This is a genomic window from Streptomyces sp. ALI-76-A (genome assembly GCF_030287445.1).
Taxonomy (GTDB): Bacteria; Actinomycetota; Actinomycetes; order Streptomycetales; family Streptomycetaceae; genus Streptomyces.
Genome location: NZ_JASVWB010000002.1, coordinates 2,152,219 through 2,173,671, shown reverse-complemented (window position 1 = coordinate 2,173,671; position 21,453 = coordinate 2,152,219). Strand labels below are relative to the sequence as shown.

The window sequence follows — 21,453 nt, the reverse complement described above, 5'->3', positions numbered from 1 at the left end:
GCCCGCGCCGGGACCGGTAGGCTGGTCACATGTCCGAACCGACCGGTGCCGCCCGCCGACGCGGGCCCTTCAAGGTCGGGGACCAGGTACAGCTGACCGACCCCAAGGGCCGCCACTACACGTTCACGCTCGAAGCCGGGAAGAACTTCCACACCCACAAGGGTTCCTTCCCGCACGACGAGCTGATCGGCGCTCCCGAGGGCAGCGTGGTCCGCACCACCGGGAACGTCGCCTATCTCGCGCTGCGCCCCCTGCTCCCCGACTACGTCCTGTCCATGCCCCGCGGCGCCGCCGTGGTCTACCCCAAGGACGCGGGGCAGATCCTCGCCTTCGCCGACATCTTCCCCGGCGCGCGCGTCGTGGAGGCGGGCGTCGGCTCCGGCTCGCTCAGCAGCTTCCTGCTGCGCGCCATCGGCGACCAGGGCATGCTGCACAGCTACGAGCGCCGCGACGACTTCGCGGACATCGCCCGGCAGAACGTGGAGCGCTACTTCGGCGGACCGCACCCCGCCTGGCAGCTCACCGTGGGGGACCTCCAGGACAACCTGTCCGACACGGACGTCGACCGCGTCATCCTCGACATGCTCGCCCCCTGGGAGTGCCTGGAGGCCGTCTCCAAGGCCCTGGTGCCCGGCGGCATCCTGTGCTGCTACGTGGCGACCACCACGCAGCTCGCCCGGACCGTCGAGTCCATCCGCGAGATCGGCTCCTTCAACGAGCCGACCTCCTGGGAGTCGATGATCCGCAACTGGCACGTCGAGGGCCTGGCCGTCCGCCCGGACCACCGGATGATCGGCCACACCGGCTTCCTGCTCACCGCCCGCCGCCTCGCCGACGGCGTCGAGCCTCCCATGCGCCGCCGCCGCCCCGCCAAGGGCGCCTACGGCGAGGACTACTCCGGCCCCAACGCCGACGGCGGCGGCGCCGGCCGCTGAGACGACCCGGTGCCGCGACAACGTACCGACGCCGTGGCCGGTTTCCCGCGCACACCCGGGAAACCGGCCACGGCGTACGCCTGTTGACGCCGTACCAGGCCGTGCGAGCTCAGCCGGGTGGAACTGCGCCCCCGCCGTTTCCTCCCGACTGTGACGTGTGGCACCATGCAGGCCACCCCACCGGCACAGCCCTCAGGAGACGCTCCTAGTGCAGGAATCCGCCGTCCCGGAACTGGCACACACCCACACCCGTCCGATCCACTGGCTCGCCACCGCGACGGCGGTCGCGGCCGTGGTGGCCCTGTCCTCGGTCCTGCAACCGAACCCGGCGACGGCGGCCCAGGCGGCCGGCCCGCGGACGAAATCCGCTCCCGCCGTCACCACGCCCCCCGATCCCGCGGGCGTCGACTTCCCGATCGCATGCGGTCCGGTGAAGGAACTGGTGCTGAAGCAGGCGTCCGGGGACCTCGACGGCGACGGCTGGCCGGAAACAGTCGCCGTGGTGCACTGCGACGCCCCGATGGGCACCCCGCCGGACGGCGTGTACGTCCTCACCGCGGCCGCGGACACCGGCAGGCCCCGCGTGGTCGCGACGCTGGTCGACCCCAAGGACCGCCGCACCGTGACCGACTTCGCCCTGCGCGACGGAGCGGTGTCCGCCACGCTCCTCGGCTACTCGACCTCCGCCGTGCCCAGTTGCTGCCCGGACGTCAAGGACGGCGCGACCTGGCGATGGAAGGACGGCGCGTTCGTGCGTTCGACCCCCGCCGGCTCGCAGACCGTGTGAGCGGACCGGAGAGCGGGCCGTCCGAAGGCACCGTCCGAGCGGCCTCACCAGGGATGTGAGCAATCAGACAGGAATGACGCCAGGTGCCGGTGCGGTCACTCCGCGTCCGGCCCGTAGACCTCGACTCTGTCCGAAACGCGACGCACGTGGATGCAGTCCCCCGGACACTCCTTCGCGGAGTCGACCACATCCGTGAGAAGCGGAAGCGGTACGGGCGTTGTGGCGCCCTTGTCCTGCAGAAGCGCGTCGTCCGCGCCCTTGACGTACGCCAGTCCGTCGATGTCCAGCTCGAACACCTCTGGCGCGTACTGGGCGCAGATGCCGTCACCGGTACAGAGATCCTGGTCGATCCAGACCTCCAGCGCCTCGCGGTCGGCCCCGGCCTCCTGCTGCACGCTCATCTCTCCTGCCGTTTATGCGCCGAGCGACCGGGAATCCGGCCAGCTCCGGCGGGTGTTGAACACTTCGACCCTACCTCCGACGGCTTCCCAATCATGTTCGGTGGGTATTCCCCTGGCGTGAGGGAGAGCGCAAGGGTGAAGATCGGACACACCTCGACAGTCTTTTGATCTAGGGGTTTCAATCGACACCCACCCAGGTAGGGTCTGGAAGCGTCCAGCTCCCCTTGGAGGAGGTGAGGACCGTGGCAGCCCACGACGACGACATGAACCGCGGCATCCGCCCGGGACGAGGGTCCGACGACCCCGCCGGGCAGATTGCCTACCTTGAGCAGGAGATCGCCGTCCTGCGACGCAAGCTCGCCGACTCTCCGCGACACACGAGGATTCTCGAAGAGCGGATCGTCGAGCTGCAGACCAATCTGGCCGGCGTGTCCGCCCAGAACGAGCGACTCGCCAACACACTCCGTGAGGCCCGCGACCAGATCGTGGCCCTCAAGGAGGAGGTCGACCGGCTCGCACAGCCGCCGGCCGGCTTCGGTGTCTTCCTCACGGCGAACGAGGACGGCACGGCGGACATCTTCACCGGCGGCCGCAAGCTGCGGGTGAACGTCAGCCCGAGCGTGGAGCTCGAAGGGCTCCGGCGCGGCCAGGAAGTCATGCTGAACGAAGCTCTCAACGTGGTCGAGGCCATGGAGTACGAGAGCGTCGGCGACATCGTCACCCTCAAGGAGATCCTCGAGGACGGCGAGCGCGCCCTTGTGGTGGGGCACACCGACGAGGAACGGGTGGTACGGCTCGCCGAGCCACTGCTGGACATCACCATCCGTCCCGGCGACGCCCTGCTGCTCGAACCCCGCTCCGGCTATGTCTACGAGGTCGTTCCCAAGAGCGAGGTCGAGGAACTCGTCCTCGAAGAGGTCCCGGACATCGGCTACGAGCAGATCGGCGGACTGGGGGGTCAGATCGAGGCCATCCGCGACGCCGTCGAGCTCCCGTACCTGTATCCGGACCTGTTCAAGGAGCACGAACTGCGCCCGCCCAAGGGCGTCCTCCTGTACGGACCGCCCGGATGCGGCAAGACGCTCATCGCCAAGGCCGTCGCCAACTCGCTGGCCAAGAAGGTCGCCGAGGTCACCGGCCAGGCCACCGGCAAGAGCTTCTTCCTCAACATCAAGGGCCCCGAGCTCCTGAACAAGTACGTCGGTGAGACCGAGCGGCAGATCCGCCTCGTCTTCCAGCGTGCTCGGGAGAAGGCCAGCGAGGGCACCCCCGTCATCGTCTTCTTCGACGAGATGGAGTCCCTCTTCCGCACCCGAGGCTCGGGTGTCAGCTCGGACGTCGAGAACACGATCGTCCCGCAGCTGCTCGCCGAGATCGACGGCGTGGAGGGCCTGCAGAACGTGGTCGTGATCGGTGCCTCCAACCGTGAGGACATGATCGACCCCGCCATCCTGCGGCCCGGCCGGCTCGACGTGAAGATCAAGATCGAGCGTCCGGACGCCGAAGCGGCCAAGGACATCTTCGGCAAGTACCTGACCGAGCGCCTCCCGCTGCACTCCGACGACCTCGGCGAGCACGGCGGCAGCCGGACCACCACCGTCCAGAGCATGATCCAGACGGCCGTGGAACACATGTACGCCGAATCCGAGGAGAACCGCTTCCTGGAGGTCACCTACGCCAATGGCGACAAGGAGGTCCTTTACTTCAAGGACTTCAACTCCGGTGCCATGATCGAGAACATCGTGGGCCGCGCCAAGAAGATGGCGATCAAGGACTTCCTGGAGCACAGCCAGAAGGGCCTTCGCGTCTCCCACCTCCTCCAGGCCTGCGTGGACGAGTTCAAGGAGAACGAGGACCTGCCGAACACCACCAACCCGGACGACTGGGCCCGGATCTCCGGCAAGAAGGGCGAACGGATCGTCTACATCCGTACGCTCATCACCGGAAAGCAGGGCGCGGACACCGGACGCTCCATCGACACGGTGGCGAACACCGGTCAGTACCTGTAAAAGGCAGGGCGGCTGCGGGTGCCCTCACCGGGTACCCGCAGCCGACTGTTTTTCGGGACACTGCTGGAGCAAGGCAATGACGCAAATGATCTCCCCACCAGCGCAGAGGCGTTCTAGGCTCTTCGGTACCGCCGAGTCGCGGAGTGCGGGGACGGGCACCGCACACGCACCGGAGCGCCAGCGGTACTTGAGCGGTGCCCCCGACCGAGGGCGCCGCCGGGCAAGGAGGGCCGCATGACCGTACGGCGAGTAATGGGCATCGAGACGGAGTACGGGATCTCCGTCCCCGGCCACCCGAACGCCAATGCCATGCTCACCTCGTCCCAGATCGTCAACGCCTACGCGGCGGCGATGCACCGGGCCCGCCGGGCCCGCTGGGACTTCGAGGAGGAGAATCCGCTGCGGGACGCGCGGGGCTTCGACCTCGCCCGCGAGGTCGCCGACTCCAGCCAGCTCACCGATGAGGACATCGGCCTCGCCAACGTGATCCTCACCAACGGCGCGCGGCTCTACGTCGACCACGCACACCCCGAATACAGCGCCCCCGAGGTGACCAACCCGCGCGACGCCGTCCTCTGGGACAAGGCCGGCGAGCGGATCATGGCGGAGGCGGCGGAACGGGCCGCCCAGCTGCCCGGCGCGCAGCCGATCCACCTGTACAAGAACAACACCGACAACAAGGGCGCGTCCTACGGCACGCACGAGAACTACCTGATGAAGCGGGAGACCCCCTTCTCGGACATCGTGCGCCACCTCACGCCGTTCTTCGTGTCCCGCCAGGTCTTCGCCGGAGCGGGCCGCGTCGGCATCGGCCAGGACGGGCACGAGCACGGGTTCCAGCTCAGCCAGCGCGCGGACTACTTCGAGGTGGAGGTCGGCCTCGAGACCACCCTCAAGCGCCCCATCATCAACACCCGCGACGAACCGCACGCCGACGCCGAGAAGTACCGCCGCCTGCACGTGATCATCGGCGACGCGAACCTCTCGGAGATCTCGACCTACCTGAAACTGGGCACGACGGCGCTGGTCCTGTCCATGATCGAGGACGGCTTCATCGCCGTCGACCTGGCTGTCGACCAGCCCGTGCGTACGCTCCACCAGGTCTCCCACGACCCGACGCTCAAGCGCCTGGTCACGCTCCGCAGCGGCCGGACGCTGACCGCGGTCCAGTTGCAGATGGAGTACTTCGAGCTGTCGCGCAAGTACGTCGAGGAGCGGTACGGCGCGGACGCCGACGACCAGACCAAGGACGTCCTGGCCCGCTGGGAGGACACCCTCAACCGCCTGGAGCACGACCCGATGAGCCTGGCCGGCGAGCTGGACTGGGTCGCCAAGCGGGAGCTCATGGAGGGCTACCGGCGCCGTGACGACCTGGACTGGGACGCGGCGCGGCTGCACCTGGTCGACCTCCAGTACGCCGACGTGCGCCCCGACAAGGGCCTCTACAACCGTCTGGCGGCCCGCGGCCGCATCAAGCGGCTGCTGGACGAGGGTGAGGTGGAGCGGGCCCGTACGAAGCCGCCTGAGGACACCCGTGCCTACTTCCGCGGACGGTGCCTGGAGCAGTACGCGGACGACGTGGCGGCGGCGTCCTGGGACTCCGTGATCTTCGATCTGCCGGGCCGGGACTCGCTCCAGCGGGTCCCAACCCTGGAACCGCTTCGCGGAACGCGTAATCACGTCAAGGAGCTCCTGGACCGCTGCCGCACGGCGGAAGACCTGGTCAGGGTGCTCTCCGGCAACTGAGGAGGCACTCAGCGCGGGTGCCCGGACAGGGTGGAAATCCCGCCCGACGGGAATCATCGAGATGGCCCCCGTACGTTGAGGAACTGCGGGGCCGATGTCGGACCCTGCTTGTAGGGTCTGATCAAGAACGTCGAACCGAGCGGGGTGAGGGGTTATGGCGACCAAGGACACCGGCGGCGGACAGCAGAAGGCGACGCGCAACACCGAGGAGGTCGAGGAGGCGCCCGAGGCGCAGGCATCCGAAGACCTCAAGGAGCGCCAGGAGAAGCTCAGCGACGACGTGGACTCCGTCCTGGACGAAATCGATGATGTGCTCGAAGAGAACGCCGAGGATTTCGTGAGGTCCTTCGTTCAGAAGGGTGGGCAGTGATTTTGCCTTCGAACTGAAGGTGAAGTCGGGGGGTCTGGGTGGTCGATTCGTCGGAGGCGAGACGCCGCTCGCGATGCAAGGAGTACTTGCCGCGGACGGCTTTCGCCGGCAACAAGTCGATGCCTGACGGTCTCCAGGCGTACTGCCGGGAGTGCTCAGCCGAGTACTACCGGCAGCGCCAGGAGGCCAAGGGCAAGTCGGTGCGCGTCAAGGTGCCGGTCCCGAGCGGGCACAAGCGCTGCCCCCGGTGTGAGGAGGCGAAGCCTCACTCGCGGTGGGAGCGCAACACGTCGTCCTCGGATGGCTGGGCGAGCTATTGCCGGGAGTGCCGGGCCGAGCGAAACCGGGTGAGCTGCTTCCGGCGGAAGTACGGCCTCACACCGGCCGAGTCGGACGCGATGGTCGCGGAGCAGCAAGGAATCTGTCGCGTATGTCTTGCCGCCCCTGCGGAGCATGTGGATCACTGCCACGACACGGGTAGGGTCCGGGGCGTACTGTGCTTCAGCTGCAATGCCGCACTGGGGCAGTTCAAGGATCGGCCCGATGCCATAAGGCGGGCTGCTGCTTACGTGGAAGGAATCGCGTGGAAGCCAACACTCGTAGCACCGGGCGTCTACCAGCTGCCTTCCTGACGCCTGGGTCCTCGTCCTTCATGGACTTCCTGTCGGAGCACCAGCCGGAGATCCTGCCCGGGAACCGGCAACTGCCTCCCACCCAGGGTGTGATCGAGGCGCCGCACGGCACCACGATCGTGGCCGTGACCTTCCCCGGCGGTGTCGTGCTCGCCGGTGACCGGCGGGCCACGATGGGCAACGTGATCGCGCAGCGCGACATCGAGAAGGTGTTCCCGGCGGACGAGTACTCGGCCGTCGGCATCGCCGGCACCGCCGGTCTCGCCGTCGAGATGGTCAAGCTGTTCCAGCTGGAGCTGGAGCACTTCGAGAAGGTCGAGGGGGCGCAGCTCTCGCTGGAGGGCAAGGCGAACCGGCTGTCGACCATGATCCGTTCGAACCTCGGCATGGCGATGCAGGGGCTGGCGGTGGTTCCGCTGTTCGCCGGGTACGACGTGGACCGGGCCAAGGGGCGGATCTTCTCGTACGACGTCACGGGCGGTCGCTCGGAGGAGCACAACTTCGCGGCGACGGGTTCCGGCTCGGTCTTCGCGCGTGGCGCCATGAAGAAGTTCTTCCGTGAGGACCTGAGTGAGGCCGAGGCCACGATGCTCGTGGTGCAGGCGCTGTACGACGCGGCTGACGACGACTCGGCGACCGGTGGTCCCGATGTCGCCCGCCGGATCTACCCCATCGTCACCGTGATCACCGAGGACGGTTTCCGCCGGCTCGGCGACGAGGAGTCCTCCGAGATCGCCCGGTCCATCCTGGAGCGGCGTCTGGAGCAGCCCGACGGCCCGCGCGCCGCCCTGCTCTAGTCGGCGGCCCGGTCTTTATCAAGGTGATCCTGTGACTTCGACAGAAAGGGACGGATAACCGGTGTCGACGCCGTTCTATGTCTCACCCCAGCAGGCCATGGCCGACCGGGCGGAGTACGCCCGCAAGGGCATCGCCCGTGGCCGCAGCCTGGTCGTGCTGCAGTACGCCGACGGCATCGTCTTCGTCGGCGAGAACCCGTCCCGCGCGCTGCACAAGTTCAGCGAGATCTACGACCGGATCGGCTTCGCGGCCGCCGGCAAGTACAACGAGTACGAGAACCTGCGCATCGGCGGTGTGCGCTACGCCGACCTGCGGGGTTACACCTACGACCGGGACGACGTGACCGCCCGCGGTCTCGCCAACGTCTATGCCCAGACGCTGGGCACGATCTTCTCCAGCGCGGCCGAGAAGCCGTACGAGGTGGAGCTGGTCGTCGCCGAGGTGGGGGAGACGCCCGAGGGCGACCAGATCTACCGGTTGCCGCACGACGGTTCGATCGTGGACGAGCACGGCTCGGTCGCGGTCGGCGGCAACGCCGAGACGATCAGCAGTTACCTGGACCAGCGACACCAGGACGGCATGAGTCTCGCGGAGGCTCTGAAGCTGGCCGTCCAGGCCCTGTCCCGCGACACCAACGGCAGCGAGCGGGAGATCCCCGCGGAACGCCTGGAGGTGGCGGTGCTGGACCGTACGCGTCCGCAGAAGCGCAAGTTCAAGCGGATCGTCGGCCGTCAGCTCGGGCGGTTGCTGGAGACCGGCGGAGCGAGCACCGAGGCCGAGAGCTCGGACGACGAGTAGGGCTGCCTGCTCCTCGCCCTCTGGACCCTTTGGACCCTCTGTGCGCCCCGGCCGACCACTCGGCCGGGGCGCAGGCGGTTCAGGAGGCGCTGGGTGGTGCCGTGGAGCCCCGGACGACCAGCTGGACGGGAATGTCCCCGGCTTCGGGCGTGCGGCCCGCCAGGACGGCCAGGAGGGCTCGCATGCCGCGTTCGCCGACCAGCTCGGCGTCCAGGCGTACGGTCGTCAGCTCGGGGTCGATGGCCGTGGCGAGGGCGAGGTCGTCCAGGCCGGTGACGGAGACGTCGTCGGGGACGCGCAGGCCGAGGCGGCGCAGGGCCTTGTAGGCGCCGGCGGCGAGTTTGTCGTCGTCGCAGACCAGGGCGGTGGGCCGGGGGCCGGGGGCGGAGAGCGCGGCCTCGGTGGCGGCCTGGGCGCCCTCGATGGAGATCGGCGCGCGGGTGGTGCTCACCGACGTGCCGGGGACCGCGCCGATCCGGTGGGCCAGTTCGCGGGCGCGTACCTCGAAGGTCCAGGACGGCACGTCGGCGGCGAGGTGCAGGAAGCGGCGGTGGCCCAGGCCGAGCAGGTGTGTGGTGAGTTGCCGTACGCCGTCGGCGATGTCCAGGTTGACGGTGGCGGCGCCGAGGGTGGCGGCCGGGTCGCTGTCCAGCATCACCAGGGGCAGCTGGTCGCCGCGGATGGCGGTGACGGCGTCGGCGGCCATGGAGGAGGCGATGACGCCGTCGAGGGCGGCCTGGGCGGAGGCGAAGGGGTCGCGGGCGGGGCCGATGCCCTCGGGCGAGGGGTACAGGACCACGCCGAAGCCGTGGTCGGCGGCGATCCGGGCCGCGCCGGTGTAGACGCCCGCGAAGAACTCGTTGGTCAGCGCGGGGACCACCAGGAGCACGGTGCGGGTGTGGCCGAGGCGCAGGTTGCGGGCGGCGAGGTTGGGCCGGTAGCCCAGTTCGCGCGCGGCCTGCCGGACGCGCTCGGCGGTCGTCTCGGAGACCCGGCCGCGCCACTTGTCGCCCAGGACCAGGGAGACCGCGGCCTGGGAGACGCCCGCGGCCCGGGCGACGTCACGGCTGGTGGGGCGGGTGCTGCCTGGTGCCACCGGCTGCCTGCTCTTTCGTCTGGACGGGCGAACAGCGCACATGGTACGTATGACAGGCGGCGTTATACGTAAAACCTCACGCGTCACCGGCGCACCGGGCGAGCGAAGGACACAGGCATGGCAGCGGGATATCTGGAGATCCTCAGGGCGAGGCACGCCGTCCGGCTGCTGGGCGGCACGCTGGTGGGGCGGCTGCCCAACGCCACGGCCGCGATCGCGATCGTGCTGTTCGTCCGCGCGGAGGGCGGCACGTACAGCCTGGCCGGGGGGCTCGTGGCCGCCTACGGGGTCGCCAACGCCGTGGGGCAGCCCGTCCTGGGACGGCTGGTGGACCTCAAGGGCCAGCCCCGCGTCCAGCTGTCCGCCGCGGTGCTGTCGGCCCTGTCGATGGCCGTCTTCGCCTTCGCCGGCACCGGGCCGCTGCCGCTCGCCTACGCGGCCGTGGTGGCCGCCGGGCTCTTCACGCCGCCCCTGGAGGGCGGTCTGCGCGCGCTGTGGCCGAGCGTCCTGCGCAAGGAGGACCAGGTGCACACGGCGTACGCCATGGACGCCATCGCGCAGGAAGTCATGTTCACGGTCGGGCCCTTGCTGGTGACCCTGTGTGCGTCGCTGTGGTCCGAGCGGGGCGCGCTGCTCGTCCTGAACGTCATCGGGGTGCTCGGCGCGCTGTCCGTGGCCGTGTCGCCGCCCTCGCGCGCGTGGCGTTCGGCGCCGCGCGAGGCGCACTGGCTCGGCGCGCTGCGCTCGCCCGGACTGCTGGCGCTGCTCGGCGCGCTGTTGTTCGTCGGGATCGCGCTCGGCTCCATCACCGTGGCGTCCGTGGCGTACGCGGACGACCACGGCGGCGACGTGGTGTACGGCTGGCTGATGGCGGGCGTGGGGCTGGGTGCCCTGGTCGGCGGTCTCTTCTACGGGGCGCGGCGGTGGACGGGCGAGCCGGCCCGGCGACTTCAGGCCCTGGTGGCTCTTCTGGCGGTGTGTTACGTGCCGCTGACGCTGCTGCCGGGAGCGGTGGCCATGACGCTGCTGACGGTGCTCGCGGGGGTGTTCCTCGCGCCCGTCATCGCCTGCGCGTTCGTCCTGGTCGACCGGCACGCGCCGCGCGGGACGGTCACCGAGGCGTTCTCCTGGCTCGTGACGACGTTCACGGTGGGGACGTCGGTCGGAACGGGCCTCACCGGGCCGGTCGTGGAGGCGGGCGGGACCCTGTGGGGCTTCGCCGTGCCGGGGGCCGCGGGGGCCGTGTCGCTGGTGGTTCTGCTGGCCACGGGGCGAGTGCTCGCAGTACCCGGTGGGGGAGCGGTGGTTGCGGCTTCATCGGAAAATGATCCAAACCGTGCTGTCGAACCCCGTTTCAGCTCGGGGGATCGGGCGTAATGTTCACTCATGGACCGCCGCATTTTCGGGCTGGAGAACGAGTACGGCGTCACGTGTACGTTCAGGGGACAGCGACGCCTGTCTCCCGACGAGGTGGCGCGGTACCTCTTCCGCCGTGTCGTGTCATGGGGCCGCAGTAGCAACGTCTTTCTGCGAAACGGCGCCCGCCTCTATCTCGACGTCGGGTCACATCCGGAATACGCGACCCCCGAATGTGACAATGTGACCGAACTGGTCACGCACGACAAAGCAGGCGAGCGCATTCTCGAAGGACTCCTGGTGGACGCCGAACGACGCCTGCACGAGGAGGGAATCGCGGGCGACGTCTACCTCTTCAAGAACAACACCGACTCGGCCGGCAACTCGTACGGCTGCCACGAGAACTATCTGGTGGCACGCCACGGCGAGTTCTCCCGGCTCGCGGACATCCTCATCCCGTTCCTCGTCACCCGCCAGCTCCTGTGCGGTGCGGGCAAGGTGCTGCAGACCCCGCGCGGCGCGGTGTACTGCGTCAGCCAGCGGGCCGAGCACATCTGGGAGGGGGTCTCCTCGGCGACGACCCGCTCCCGGCCGATCATCAACACCCGCGACGAGCCGCACGCGGACGCCGAGCGCTACCGCCGCCTGCACGTCATCGTGGGCGACTCGAACATGTCCGAGACGACGAACCTGCTGAAGGTGGGCGCCACCGACCTGGTGCTGCGCATGATCGAGGCGGGCACCGTGATGCGGGACCTCACCCTGGAGAACCCGATCCGGGCGATCCGCGAGGTCAGCCACGACATCACCGGCCGGCGCAAGGTGCGTCTGGCCAGCGGCCGGGAGGCCTCCGCGCTGGAGGTGCAGCGCGAGTACTTCGAGAAGGCCGTGGACTTCTGCGAGCGCCGGGGTATCCGCACCGGCACCGTCGAGCAGGTCCTGGAGCTGTGGGGCCGCACGCTCGACGCGATCGAGGCCGAGGATCTCGACCGGATCGGCACCGAGATCGACTGGGTCATGAAGTACAAGCTCATCGAGCGGTACCGGGCCAAGCACAACATGACCATGTCCCACCCGCGGGTCGCGCAGATAGACCTCGCCTACCACGACATCCACCGCCGTCGTGGCCTGTACTACCTGCTGGAGAGGAAAGGCCAAGCCGCCCGGATCTGCAACGACTTGAAGATCTTCGAGGGCAAGTCGGTTCCCCCGCAGACCACTCGGGCGCGGCTGCGTGGCGACTTCATCCGGCGGGCGCAGGAGCAGCGCCGGGACTTCACGGTCGACTGGGTGCATCTCAAGCTCAACGACCAGGCGCAGCGCACCGTGTTGTGCAAGGACCCGTTCCGTTCGGTGGACGAACGGGTGGAGAAGCTGATCGCCGGAATGTGAGCAACAGGTTCCGGAGGGATATCCGGAACGCCACACGGGCGCCGTACGTTACACGTACGGCGCCCTTCTCACGCCGTAGAGTTGCGCGCACGCCATCAACAAGATCGACCGATTACGAGGCCCCCACCGTGCGCCGACGCTCACTCCTCATCGCCGTTCCCGCAGGACTTGCCACGCTCGCCGCGTGCGGCGACGACAAGTCCGACTCGAGCAAGGCGAGCGACAGCGCGTCTCCCTCGGCGTCCCCCTCGGGATCGTCCGCGCCGCCGCCGAAGATCGTCGACGGGCCGCTGCCGGCGATCACCGCGGGCACGAAGACCGGTGAGAAGCCGACCGTCGCCAAGGGCAGCGGCGACCCGTCGAAGCAACTGGCGGTCAAGACGGTCGTCGCCGGCAGCGGCACCACGATCGCCGAGAACGACTACATCCAGGCGCACTACCTCGGCCAGATCTGGGACACCGCGAAGGTCTTCGACAACTCCTACGACCGCAAGTCGCCGCTGATCATCCAGCTGGCCGCGGGCAGCATCATCGACGGCTGGCGGTACGCCCTGGCCGGCAAGAAGACCGGCAGCCGCGTCGAGTTCTCCGTGCCGCCCACCTGGGGGTACGGCTCGCAGGGCCAGCCGCAGGCCGGCATCAAGGGCACCGACACGCTGGTCTTCGTGGTCGATGTGGAGAAGACCTTCGGCGGCAGCAGCTCCGCCGAGGGCACCGACGTCGCGCAGGACGACGCCGGCCTGCCGAAGGTCGGCACCAACACCGACGGCAAGGCGCCCTCCATCGACGTGCCCGAGGCCGACGCGCCGACGAAGCTGGTGGCGAACTACGTCATCGAGGGCGACGGGGACAAGGTGGCCGCCGAGGACACCGTGCTCGTCCAGTACAAGGGCGTGCTGTGGGACACCGGCAAGGAGTTCGACTCGACGTACAGCCGCAAGGCGCTGACGTCGTTCTCGCTCCAGCAGGTCGTCAAGGGCTGGGCGCAGGGCCTGACCGGCAAGAAGGTCGGCAGCCGCGTCCTCATCACCATTCCGCCGAAGCTGGGTTACGGCGACAGCCCGCCGGCCGGCAGCGGCATCAAGAAGGACTCCACGCTGGTCTTCTCGGTCGACATCCTGGCGAAGATGTGACCGCGTCGAGATGCAAGACTGTGCCCGTTGCCTTTCCGTACACAAGCAGGAGCTAGAGACGTGAGCATCGACAAGCCCGAGATCGACTTCCCGGGCGGCGAGCCCCCGGCGGACCTGGAGATCAAGGACATCTGGGAGGGCGACGGCGCGGTGGCGCAGGCGGGCCAGACCGTCACCGTCCACTACGTCGGCGTTGCCTTCAGCACCGGCGAGGAGTTCGACGCCAGCTGGAACCGCGGCCAGCCGTTCCGCTTCCCGCTGGGCGGCGGCCGGGTCATCAAGGGCTGGGACCAGGGCGTGCAGGGCATGAAGGTCGGCGGCCGCCGCCAGCTGACCATCCCGGCCCACCTGGCCTACGGCAACCAGAGCCCGACCCCGGCCATCAAGCCCGGCGAGACCCTGATCTTCGTGGTCGACCTCCTCGGGGTCTGATCGTCGTACGACCGGTCTCGACCAGCTGGGGCCCATGCCTGTCCGGGCATGGGCCCTCGGCTTTTGCCGTGCCACCACGGAGCGGTACGGTCATCGTCCGTAAGCACCATAGGGAGGCGAAGGGCGTCGATGGCCATTGCCAAGGCCGAGCGGCTGATGAACCTGGCGCTGTGTCTGCTCGGGACCCGGCGGCCGCTCAGCAAGCGCGAGCTGCGTGAGTCCATCGAGGCCTATCTGGAAGCCGGCTCGGACGACTCCTTCAACCGGATGTTCGAGCGGGACAAGGATGATCTGCGCGAACTCGGCCTGGTGATCGAGACCGTCGAGAACCTCGACGGCGAGGTCGGGTACATGGCCCGCCGCGACAGCAACCGCCTCCCGGCCATCACCCTCGACGCCGAGGAGGCCGCCGCTCTCGGGCTGGCCGCCAAGGTGTGGCAGCAGGCCCGGCTCGCCGGCGCCGCCAGCGGCGCCCTGCAGAAGCTGCGCGCGGCGGGTCTCCCGGAGGACGTCGACCCGTACGAGGCCCATGGCGCCCTGGAGCCCCGGATCCCCGTGCACGAGGCCGCGTTCGAGCCGCTGATGCTGGCCTGCCGCGACCGCCGCCCGGTCGTCTTCGACTACCGCAAGGCCAACGCCGCCCACCCCGAGCCCCGGCATGTCGAGCCGTGGGCGCTGGAGTGCTGGCGCGGCCACTGGTACCTGGCCGGCTACGACCGCGACCGGGGTGCCGAGCGAGTGTTCCGGCTGTCCCGGATCACCGGCAAGGTGCGCTCGCGCGGCACGCGCTTCACGGTCCCGGTCCCCGACGTCGTCACCGTGCGCGAGACCGTCGCCAGCTGGGCGGGGGAGAGCGCCGACCGTTCCGCGCTGATCCGGCTGCGCACCGGCGCGGGTTACCCCCTGCGGGCGAAGGCCACCTCGGTTCGGGAACTGGGAGACGGCTGGGACGAGTTGGAGATTCCGTACGGGCACGGTCTGGACGCCTGGCTGGTGGAGTTCGGGCCGGACGTGGTGGTCCTGGAGCCCGCCGAACTGCGGGCCGACGTGCTGGACCGGCTGCGAGCCGTGGCCAAGGGCTGAGGGGGCGTAAGAACGTGGTGGGAAAACCGGCCAGGCCGGGCAACGCCATCGACCAGACCCGGCGGATGCTGTCTTTGGTGACGTATCTGCGGGAACGGCCCGGCGCCCGCGTCGAGGACGTCGCCCGCGCCTTCGGGATCAGTGAGGACGAACTGGTCTCCGACCTCGACGTGCTGCCGATGTGCGGGACCAGCTTCCGGGGCGGCGACCTGCTCGACATCGACACCGACGGTGAGCGGATCTGGTGGCACAACCCGGCCGCCCTCGGGGCGGAGGCCGCCGAGCCGCTCAGGCTCGCCGCCGACGAGGCCACCGCGCTGCTGGTCGCCGCCCGCGCGGTGTCCACCCTGCCCGGGCTGCGCGAGAGCGACCGGCAGGCGCTGCTGCGCGCCACCGCCAAGGTCGAGGCCGCGGCCGGCGAGCAGGCGGGCGCCAGCTCCCGGCTGTCGGTGACCTTCGAGTCCGAGGGCGGTGTCTTCGCCGACGTCGACCGGGCGATCTCAGAGCGGCGCCGGCTGTGGATCCGCTACTACTCGCCCGCCCGCGACGAGGTCACCGAGCGGGAGATCGACCCGATCCGGCTGGTCAGCGTCGGGCACACCTATGTGGAGGCCTGGTGCCGGCGTTCCGAGGCACGCCGCACGTTCCGCCTCGACCGGGTCGCCGAGATCAAGATCCTCGACGAGCCGTCCGCGCCGCCCGAGATCGAGCTGCGGGACCTGTCCGAGGCGCTGGTACAGCCCGCCGCCGAGGATCCCGAGGTCGTCATCGAGGTCGGCCCGGGCGGACGCTGGGTCGCCGAGTACTACCCGCACGACAGTGCGGATGAGCTTCCGGACGGCGGGCTGCGTATCACCTTGCGCACCCCGGATCCCACGTCCCTGCGGCGGCTGGCGCTGCGGCTCGGGCGCGACGGCCGGATCGTCTCCCCGGGCGACCTGGCCGCCTCCGCCCGCGAGGCGGCCCGCGAGGCGCTGGCGGCGTACGACGGGATCGAGGCGCACGCGGTGCCCGGCGGGCGGTTCGACGGGCGGACGTGAGCCGTAGGCGCGCCCAGGCGAAGGGCTGAGCCCGGCCGGGCTGCTCGGCACCGCCTCCGGGGCGCCCCGGAGGCGGCCACCTGGGCGCCCGGGGCGAACGACGAAAGAAGAGGAGCAGGGCTGTGAGCGAGTCGTCGACGTCCGGCGCGGCCATGACGGTGTCCGCCGCCTTCGCCGGGATGAGAAGTGTGACCCCGGTGACGTTCAGAGCCGGCTGCCCGGACTGCCGGGGCCGTTTCGAGCTGGCCGCGAGCGCCCTGCGCCTGGCCATCGGCGCGTCGAGCAGCACGACGTTCTACTCCTTCACCTGCCCCGAGTGCGGCGTCTCCGTGCGCAAGCCCGCCGGTGAACGGATCGTCGAACTGCTCACCGGCGGCGGTGTCAGGACGCTGCGGCTGCACTCCACCCTCTAGTGCCGTGGCAGGCAACGTTCGCCCCGTCGCGACGCCCGGCACGCACTCTCGCCGCACCGGCCGAAAGCCCGAGTACATCCAGTACGAGGGCTTGCGGCCGGCGCGCCGAGAGCACGCACCGGACGCCGCTCCTTGACGGGCAAACGTTGCCTGCCGCGGCACTAGCGACGAGGGGTGTGCCGGACGGTCTAGGCTCGGCGTCATGTTCTGGCCGATGTTCGCGGTAGCTGTGGGTTTTCTGGGTCTCGCCGTTCTCGGTGTGCTCGCCGTCCGGGTCTTTCTGGAGGCGCAGCGGCTGGGCAGGCAGGTGTCGGAGTCCACCCGGCGTATCAACCGCGCCGCCGAGGATCTGGAGCGGGCGTCGATGAGCGCGGCCCGCGCCGTGGACTCCCTGTGAGCCCACCGGGGCGTTCCCTGTGAGTTGCGGCTGCGCTGCGTTTTGGACCACTTCGCCCTGTCATCCTGGCGGTGGCGGCAGGTACGCTGCTGGTCGCGGACCGGAGAACGAGGCCCGGATTCGCGGACCGGGAGTACGCACAGGGATTGCCAGGCGTTCACCCCTGAGCGTTACGATCGCTGTCACGCACGACCGATCGGACACCTGTCCGACCGGTCGGACAGCACCCCACTCAAAGCCGCCTCGGTGAGAAGGTAAAGACTTATGTTCGGAAGGCTCGGCGCCCCCGAGATCATTCTCATCCTCGTCGTCGTCATCCTGCTGTTCGGCGCCAAGAAGCTTCCCGACATGGCGCGTTCGCTCGGCAAGTCCGCTCGTATCCTCAAGAGCGAGGCGAAGGCGATGAAGTCCGAGGGCCAGGACAACGCGTCCGCTCCCGCGGCTCCGCCGCAGGACGACCACCAGTCCGCGGCTCAGCGCACGATCCAGGCCGCTCCCGGCGACGTGACCAGCTCGCGCCCGGTCGCCGAGCCGACGGACACGACCAAGCGCTGACGCAGGGCCGGTGACCTCCGGCCCGCCGCACGAGATGGGAACGTGGGTTGCTGAAGTCCGCCCGCAAAGAGGAGAAGGATCCCGAGGGGCGGATGCCCCTCGCGGAGCACCTTCGTGAACTCCGCAACCGGCTCGCGAAGGCGATGCTGGCCATCGTCGCCGTCACCGTCGTCGCCGCCTTCTTCTACTACGACATCATCAACTTCATCACCGAGCCGATCCTCGACAGCGTCGGCTGCGACATGTCCTTCGAGGAACTGTCGAAGACCTCCTCGGAGACGTGCGCGCAGATCACGGTCAACGGTCTGCTCATGCCCTTCACGCTGGCGCTGAAGGTGTCGCTGATGGCCGGTGTCGTCCTGGCCTCGCCGGTCTGGCTGTACCAGCTGTGGGCGTTCGTCGCGCCGGGCCTGCACAAGCACGAGAAGAAGTACGCCTACGCGTTCGTCGGCATGGGTGCCCCGCTGTTCCTCGGCGGCGCCTACTTCGCGTACGCGGTCCTGCCCACCACGGCGAAGGTCCTGCTGGACTTCACGCCGTCCGGCGTCTCCAACCTGCTGCCCCTGGACGACCTGCTCGACCTCGTCACGCGCATGGTGCTGGTCTTCGGGCTCTCCTTCGAGCTGCCCCTGCTGCTGATCTTCCTCAACCTGACCGGAGCCATCACCGGCAAGCGCATGATCGGCTGGTGGCGCGGCATGATCCTGGGCATCACGCTCTTCGCGGCCATCGCCACACCGAGCACCGACCCCATCTCGATGCTGGCGCTCGCCGGACCGATCTGGGTGCTGTACTTCGGCGCTGTCGCCTTCTCCCTGGTCAACGACCGCCGCAGGCGGCGCCGCGACGCGCTCGGCCCGGCCGACGACGAGGCCTCCGAGCTCGACCTCACGCCCGAGGACATCGGCCGGGTGGAGACCGTCTCGGCCAGCCGGGCGCTGCCCGAGCAGGCGAGCGGCGAGCGGGTCAACGGGTACGACGACGTGACCTGAGGCCCCCGGCCTCGCTCGCCGCACCGCGGAGCGCGGCCGGGCGTCCGAGCGACGCACCGGCCGCCTGTCCGGTACGGCCCCTGTCCGGTACGGCCGCGTGCGGCCTCGCGGCGCTGTGAACTGCGGGGATCCGGGGCCGGCCGGGGCGGATCCGGATAATGATCGTCCTGTTGTCAGTGCGGCCCGGTACGCTCGAAAGCACGATGACAGACGACCTCTCACCGGCCGAGCGGTACGCGGCAGCACGCAGGCGCGCTGCCGAGCAGGCCACCGCGCTCGCCTCCTTCCGCGAGATGTACGACTTCGGTCTCGACCCCTTCCAGATCGAGGCCTGTCAGGCGCTCGAAGCGGGGAAGGGCGTGCTGGTCGCCGCGCCCACCGGCTCGGGCAAGACGATCGTCGGCGAGTTCGCCGTCCACCTCGCCCTCCAGCAGGGCAAGAAGTGCTTCTACACGACCCCCATCAAGGCACTGTCGAACCAGAAGTACGCCGACCTGAGCCGCCGCTACGGGGCGGACAAGGTCGGCCTGCTCACCGGCGACAACAGCGTCAACTCCGAAGCCCCCGTGGTCGTGATGACCACCGAGGTGCTCCGGAACATGCTGTACGCCGGCTCGCAGACCCTCCTGGGCCTCGGACACGTGGTCATGGACGAGGTGCACTACCTCTCCGACCGCTTCCGCGGCGCCGTGTGGGAGGAAGTGATCATCCACCTCCCCGAGTCGGTCACGCTCGTCTCGCTGTCGGCCACCGTGTCCAACGCCGAGGAGTTCGGCGACTGGCTCGACACCGTCCGCGGCGACACCCAGGTGATCGTCTCCGAGCACCGGCCCGTGCCGCTGTTCCAGCACGTGCTCGCCGGTCGCCGGATGTACGACCTGTTCGAGGAGGGCGAAGGCCACAAGAAGGCCGTCAACCCGGACCTCACGCGGCTGGCCCGCATGGAGGCCAGCCGCCCCTCGTACCCGGACCGCAAGCGGGGCCGTGCCATGCGCGAGGCCGACCGGGAGCGGGAGCGCCGCCAGCGCTCACGGGTGTGGACACCGAGCCGGCCCGAGGTCATCGAGCGGCTCGACGCCGAGGGCCTGCTGCCCGCCATCACGTTCATCTTCAGCCGCGCCGCCTGCGAGGCCGCCGTCCAGCAGTGCCTGTACGCGGGCCTGCGGCTCAACGACGACGAGGCACGGGAACGCGTCCGCGCCCTGGTCGAGGAGCGCACCGCGTCCATCCCGACCGAGGACCTGCACGTGCTCGGCTACTACGAGTGGCTGGAGGGCCTGGAACGCGGTATCGCGGCCCACCACGCGGGCATGCTGCCGACGTTCAAGGAGGTCGTCGAGGAGCTGTTCGTGCGCGGCCTGGTCAAGGCCGTGTTCGCCACCGAGACGCTGGCGCTGGGCATCAACATGCCCGCCCGGTCGGTGGTGCTGGAGAAGCTCGTCAAGTGGAACGGCGAGCAGCACGCCGACATCACCCCCGGCGAGTACACGCAGCTGACGGGGCGCGCGGGCCGGCGCGGGATCGACATCGAGGGCCACGCGGTGGTGCTGTGGCAGCGCGGGATCAGCCCCGACCACCTGGCGGGACTGGCCGGCACGCGCACGTACCCGCTGCGCTCCAGCTTCAAGCCGTCGTACAACATGGCGGTCAACCTGGTCGAGCAGTTCGGCCGGCACCGCTCGCGCGAACTGCTGGAGACGTCCTTCGCGCAGTTCCAGGCCGACAAGTCGGTCGTCGGGATCTCCCGGCAGGTGCAGCGCAACGAGGAGGGACTGGAGGGCTACAAGGCCTCCATGACCTGCCACCTCGGCGACTTCGAGGAGTACGCGCGGCTGCGCCGCGAACTCAAGGACCGGGAGACCGAGCTGGCCAAGCAGGGCGCGGCGCAGCGCCGGGCGGAGGCGGCCGTCGCCCTGGAGAAGCTGAAGCCCGGTGACGTCATCCACGTCCCGACGGGCAAGTTCGCGGGCCTGGCGCTGGTGCTGGACCCGGGGCTGCCGGCCGGGCGGTCCAACGGCCACCGGGGTTTCGAGCACCACGACGGTCCGCGCCCGCTGGTGCTGACCGCCGAGCGCCAGGTCAAGCGGCTCGCGTCGATCGACTTCCCGGTGCCCGTCGAGGCGTTGGAGCGGATGCGGATCCCGAAGTCCTTCAACCCGCGCTCCCCGCAGTCCCGTCGGGACCTGGCCTCCGCGCTGCGCACCAAGGCCGGGCACATCCCGCCGGAGCGGGCCCGCAAGCAGCGGTCCCAGGCCGCCGACGACCGGGAGATCGCCCGGCTGCGGACCGCGATCCGGGCCCACCCGTGCCACGGCTGCGACGACCGGGAGGACCACGCCCGCTGGGCCGAGCGCTACTACCGGCTGCTGCGGGACACCTCGCAGCTGGAGCGGCGCATCGAGGGCCGCACGAACACGATCGCCCGTACCTTCGACCGGATCGTGGCGCTGCTGACCGAGCTGGACTATCTGCGCGGCGACGAGGTCACCGAGCACGGCAAACGCCTCGCCCGGCTCTACGGCGAACTCGACCTGCTGGCCAGCGAGTGCCTGCGGGAGGGCGTGTGGGAAGGGCTCAGCCCCGCCGAACTCGCGGCGTGCGTCTCGGCGCTGGTGTACGAGGCGCGGCTCAGCGACGACGCGATGGCGCCCAAGCTGCCCTCCGGCAAGGCGAAGGCCGCGCTCGGGGAGACGGTGCGGATCTGGGGACGACTGGACGCCCTGGAGGAGGACTTCCGGATCAGCCAGACCGAGGGCGTGGGCCAGCGCGAGCCCGACCTCGGGTTCGCCTGGGCCGCGTACATGTGGGCCGACGGCAAGGGTCTGGACGAGGTGCTGCGCGAGGTGGAGATGCCGGCGGGGGACTTCGTGCGGTGGTGCAAGCAGGTGATCGACGTGCTGGGACAGATCTCGGCGGCGGCGCCCGCCGGGAGTTCGACGGTGGCGAAGAACGCGCGCAAGGCGGTCGACCAGCTGCTGCGGGGGGTTGTGGCCTACTCGTCGGTGGGCTGACGGACCGGGCGGTGGCGGGCGCAGCGGCACGGGGAGACGCGGGTGGTCCGTGGCCGGTCGCGTGGTTCCCCGCGCCC

The 21,453-nt window shown here is 69.8% G+C and carries 21 protein-coding genes; 19 read left to right on the top strand and 2 right to left on the bottom strand.

The features are described 5' to 3' along the window. Positions 1-29 precede the first annotated feature (29 nt). Together QQS16_RS10750 and QQS16_RS10745 are read left to right on the top strand one after the other, a co-directional pair. Positions 30-935 (top strand): tRNA (adenine-N1)-methyltransferase, encoded by a 906-nt coding sequence (locus QQS16_RS10750; RefSeq protein WP_286061393.1) that lies wholly within the window; start codon positions 30-32, stop codon positions 933-935. A 208-nt stretch (positions 936-1,143) separates the two neighbouring features. After that, a complete protein-coding gene (locus QQS16_RS10745; protein ID WP_286061392.1) occupies positions 1,144-1,722 on the top strand; it encodes a hypothetical protein in 579 nt (192 codons plus the stop codon). A 95-nt stretch (positions 1,723-1,817) separates the two neighbouring features. Here QQS16_RS10745 and QQS16_RS10740 read toward each other — a convergent pair whose 3' ends face one another. Further along, entirely contained in the window at positions 1,818-2,123 is a 306-nt protein-coding gene (locus QQS16_RS10740; protein ID WP_286061391.1) for a ferredoxin, read from the bottom strand. Positions 2,124-2,365: 242 nt separating this feature from the next. Between QQS16_RS10740 and arc the strand changes: the two genes are divergently transcribed. The 6 genes from arc to prcA all read left to right on the top strand — a co-directional run bounded on the left by arc (position 2,366) and on the right by prcA (position 8,476). Beyond that, on the top strand, positions 2,366-4,132 hold the full coding sequence (arc, locus tag QQS16_RS10735; protein WP_286061390.1) for a proteasome ATPase: 1,767 nt from the start codon (positions 2,366-2,368) through the stop codon (positions 4,130-4,132). 234 nt (positions 4,133-4,366) lie between these two features. Further along, positions 4,367-5,878 (top strand): depupylase/deamidase Dop, encoded by a 1,512-nt coding sequence (gene dop, locus QQS16_RS10730; RefSeq protein WP_353479667.1) that lies wholly within the window; start codon positions 4,367-4,369, stop codon positions 5,876-5,878. Between the two features lie 154 nt (positions 5,879-6,032). Next, positions 6,033-6,248 carry a ubiquitin-like protein Pup gene (locus QQS16_RS10725; protein ID WP_030038375.1) on the top strand — a complete coding sequence of 72 codons (216 nt, stop codon included), beginning with the start codon at positions 6,033-6,035 and terminating at the stop codon, positions 6,246-6,248. A 119-nt stretch (positions 6,249-6,367) separates the two neighbouring features. Continuing rightward, the gene (locus tag QQS16_RS10720; RefSeq protein ID WP_286066284.1) at positions 6,368-6,880 is read left to right on the top strand and encodes an endonuclease VII domain-containing protein; all 513 of its coding nucleotides are present in this window, start codon (positions 6,368-6,370) and stop codon (positions 6,878-6,880) included. Further along, positions 6,832-7,677 carry a proteasome subunit beta gene (gene prcB, locus QQS16_RS10715; protein ID WP_286061389.1) on the top strand — a complete coding sequence of 282 codons (846 nt, stop codon included), beginning with the start codon at positions 6,832-6,834 and terminating at the stop codon, positions 7,675-7,677. Before QQS16_RS10720 ends, prcB begins: the two co-directional genes overlap by 49 nt. A 61-nt stretch (positions 7,678-7,738) precedes the next feature. Continuing rightward, positions 7,739-8,476, top strand: a complete 738-nt coding sequence (prcA, locus tag QQS16_RS10710; RefSeq protein WP_286061388.1) for a proteasome subunit alpha — start codon at positions 7,739-7,741, stop codon at positions 8,474-8,476. Between the two features lie 79 nt (positions 8,477-8,555). Here the strand turns inward: prcA and QQS16_RS10705 are convergent, their stop codons facing one another. After that, positions 8,556-9,572 (bottom strand): LacI family DNA-binding transcriptional regulator, encoded by a 1,017-nt coding sequence (locus tag QQS16_RS10705; protein ID WP_286061387.1) that lies wholly within the window; start codon positions 9,570-9,572, stop codon positions 8,556-8,558. Positions 9,573-9,689: 117 nt separating this feature from the next. Here QQS16_RS10705 and QQS16_RS10700 point away from each other — a divergent pair, with 117 nt between their 5' ends. The 11 genes from QQS16_RS10700 (at position 9,690) to QQS16_RS10650 (ending at position 21,376) form a co-directional block, all read left to right on the top strand. Next, a complete protein-coding gene (locus QQS16_RS10700; protein ID WP_286061386.1) occupies positions 9,690-10,949 on the top strand; it encodes an MFS transporter in 1,260 nt (419 codons plus the stop codon). A gap of 9 nt (positions 10,950-10,958) precedes the next feature. Beyond that, positions 10,959-12,320 carry a Pup--protein ligase gene (gene pafA / locus QQS16_RS10695; RefSeq protein WP_286061385.1) on the top strand — a complete coding sequence of 454 codons (1,362 nt, stop codon included), beginning with the start codon at positions 10,959-10,961 and terminating at the stop codon, positions 12,318-12,320. A gap of 128 nt (positions 12,321-12,448) precedes the next feature. Beyond that, the gene (locus QQS16_RS10690) at positions 12,449-13,453 is read left to right on the top strand and encodes an FKBP-type peptidyl-prolyl cis-trans isomerase (RefSeq protein ID WP_286061384.1); all 1,005 of its coding nucleotides are present in this window, start codon (positions 12,449-12,451) and stop codon (positions 13,451-13,453) included. 60 nt (positions 13,454-13,513) lie between these two features. Further along, positions 13,514-13,885, top strand: coding sequence for an FKBP-type peptidyl-prolyl cis-trans isomerase (locus QQS16_RS10685; protein ID WP_030672441.1), 372 nt, complete (start codon positions 13,514-13,516; stop codon positions 13,883-13,885). A 129-nt stretch (positions 13,886-14,014) separates the two neighbouring features. Beyond that, positions 14,015-14,968, top strand: coding sequence for a helix-turn-helix transcriptional regulator (locus QQS16_RS10680; protein ID WP_286061383.1), 954 nt, complete (start codon positions 14,015-14,017; stop codon positions 14,966-14,968). Positions 14,969-14,982: 14 nt separating this feature from the next. Beyond that, positions 14,983-16,008 carry a helix-turn-helix transcriptional regulator gene (locus tag QQS16_RS10675; protein WP_286061382.1) on the top strand — a complete coding sequence of 342 codons (1,026 nt, stop codon included), beginning with the start codon at positions 14,983-14,985 and terminating at the stop codon, positions 16,006-16,008. Between the two features lie 122 nt (positions 16,009-16,130). Then, positions 16,131-16,421: a hypothetical protein gene (locus QQS16_RS10670; protein ID WP_286061381.1), complete on the top strand. Its 291-nt coding sequence runs from the start codon at positions 16,131-16,133 to the stop codon at positions 16,419-16,421. Between the two features lie 202 nt (positions 16,422-16,623). Then, positions 16,624-16,818 carry a hypothetical protein gene (locus QQS16_RS10665; protein ID WP_286061380.1) on the top strand — a complete coding sequence of 65 codons (195 nt, stop codon included), beginning with the start codon at positions 16,624-16,626 and terminating at the stop codon, positions 16,816-16,818. Positions 16,819-17,082: 264 nt separating this feature from the next. Beyond that, complete coding sequence (gene tatA, locus QQS16_RS10660) at positions 17,083-17,373, top strand: Sec-independent protein translocase subunit TatA (RefSeq protein WP_286061379.1); 291 nt, start codon at positions 17,083-17,085, stop codon at positions 17,371-17,373. A gap of 47 nt (positions 17,374-17,420) precedes the next feature. Beyond that, positions 17,421-18,365: a twin-arginine translocase subunit TatC gene (gene tatC, locus QQS16_RS10655; RefSeq protein WP_286061378.1), complete on the top strand. Its 945-nt coding sequence runs from the start codon at positions 17,421-17,423 to the stop codon at positions 18,363-18,365. 158 nt (positions 18,366-18,523) lie between these two features. Continuing rightward, positions 18,524-21,376 (top strand): DEAD/DEAH box helicase, encoded by a 2,853-nt coding sequence (locus QQS16_RS10650; RefSeq protein ID WP_286061377.1) that lies wholly within the window; start codon positions 18,524-18,526, stop codon positions 21,374-21,376. Positions 21,377-21,453 lie beyond the last annotated feature (77 nt).

Bases quoted from the DNA above. Each gene is read 5' to 3' on its own strand.
- QQS16_RS10680 (WP_286061383.1), top strand. From the start codon at position 14,015: ATGGCCATTGCCAAGGCCGAGCGGCTGATGAACCTGGCGCTGTGTCTG.
- QQS16_RS10700 (WP_286061386.1), top strand. From the start codon at position 9,690: ATGGCAGCGGGATATCTGGAGATCCTCAGGGCGAGGCACGCCGTCCGG.
- QQS16_RS10740 (WP_286061391.1), bottom strand. From the start codon at position 2,123: ATGAGCGTGCAGCAGGAGGCCGGGGCCGACCGCGAGGCGCTGGAGGTC.
- pafA (WP_286061385.1), top strand. From the start codon at position 10,959: ATGGACCGCCGCATTTTCGGGCTGGAGAACGAGTACGGCGTCACGTGT.
- QQS16_RS10650 (WP_286061377.1), top strand. From the start codon at position 18,524: ATGATCGTCCTGTTGTCAGTGCGGCCCGGTACGCTCGAAAGCACGATG.
- QQS16_RS10750 (WP_286061393.1), top strand. From the start codon at position 30: ATGTCCGAACCGACCGGTGCCGCCCGCCGACGCGGGCCCTTCAAGGTC.
- QQS16_RS10665 (WP_286061380.1), top strand. From the start codon at position 16,624: ATGTTCTGGCCGATGTTCGCGGTAGCTGTGGGTTTTCTGGGTCTCGCC.
- tatA (WP_286061379.1), top strand. From the start codon at position 17,083: ATGTTCGGAAGGCTCGGCGCCCCCGAGATCATTCTCATCCTCGTCGTC.
- QQS16_RS10725 (WP_030038375.1), top strand. From the start codon at position 6,033: ATGGCGACCAAGGACACCGGCGGCGGACAGCAGAAGGCGACGCGCAAC.
- QQS16_RS10720 (WP_286066284.1), top strand. From the start codon at position 6,368: ATGCCTGACGGTCTCCAGGCGTACTGCCGGGAGTGCTCAGCCGAGTAC.
- dop (WP_353479667.1), top strand. From the start codon at position 4,367: ATGACCGTACGGCGAGTAATGGGCATCGAGACGGAGTACGGGATCTCC.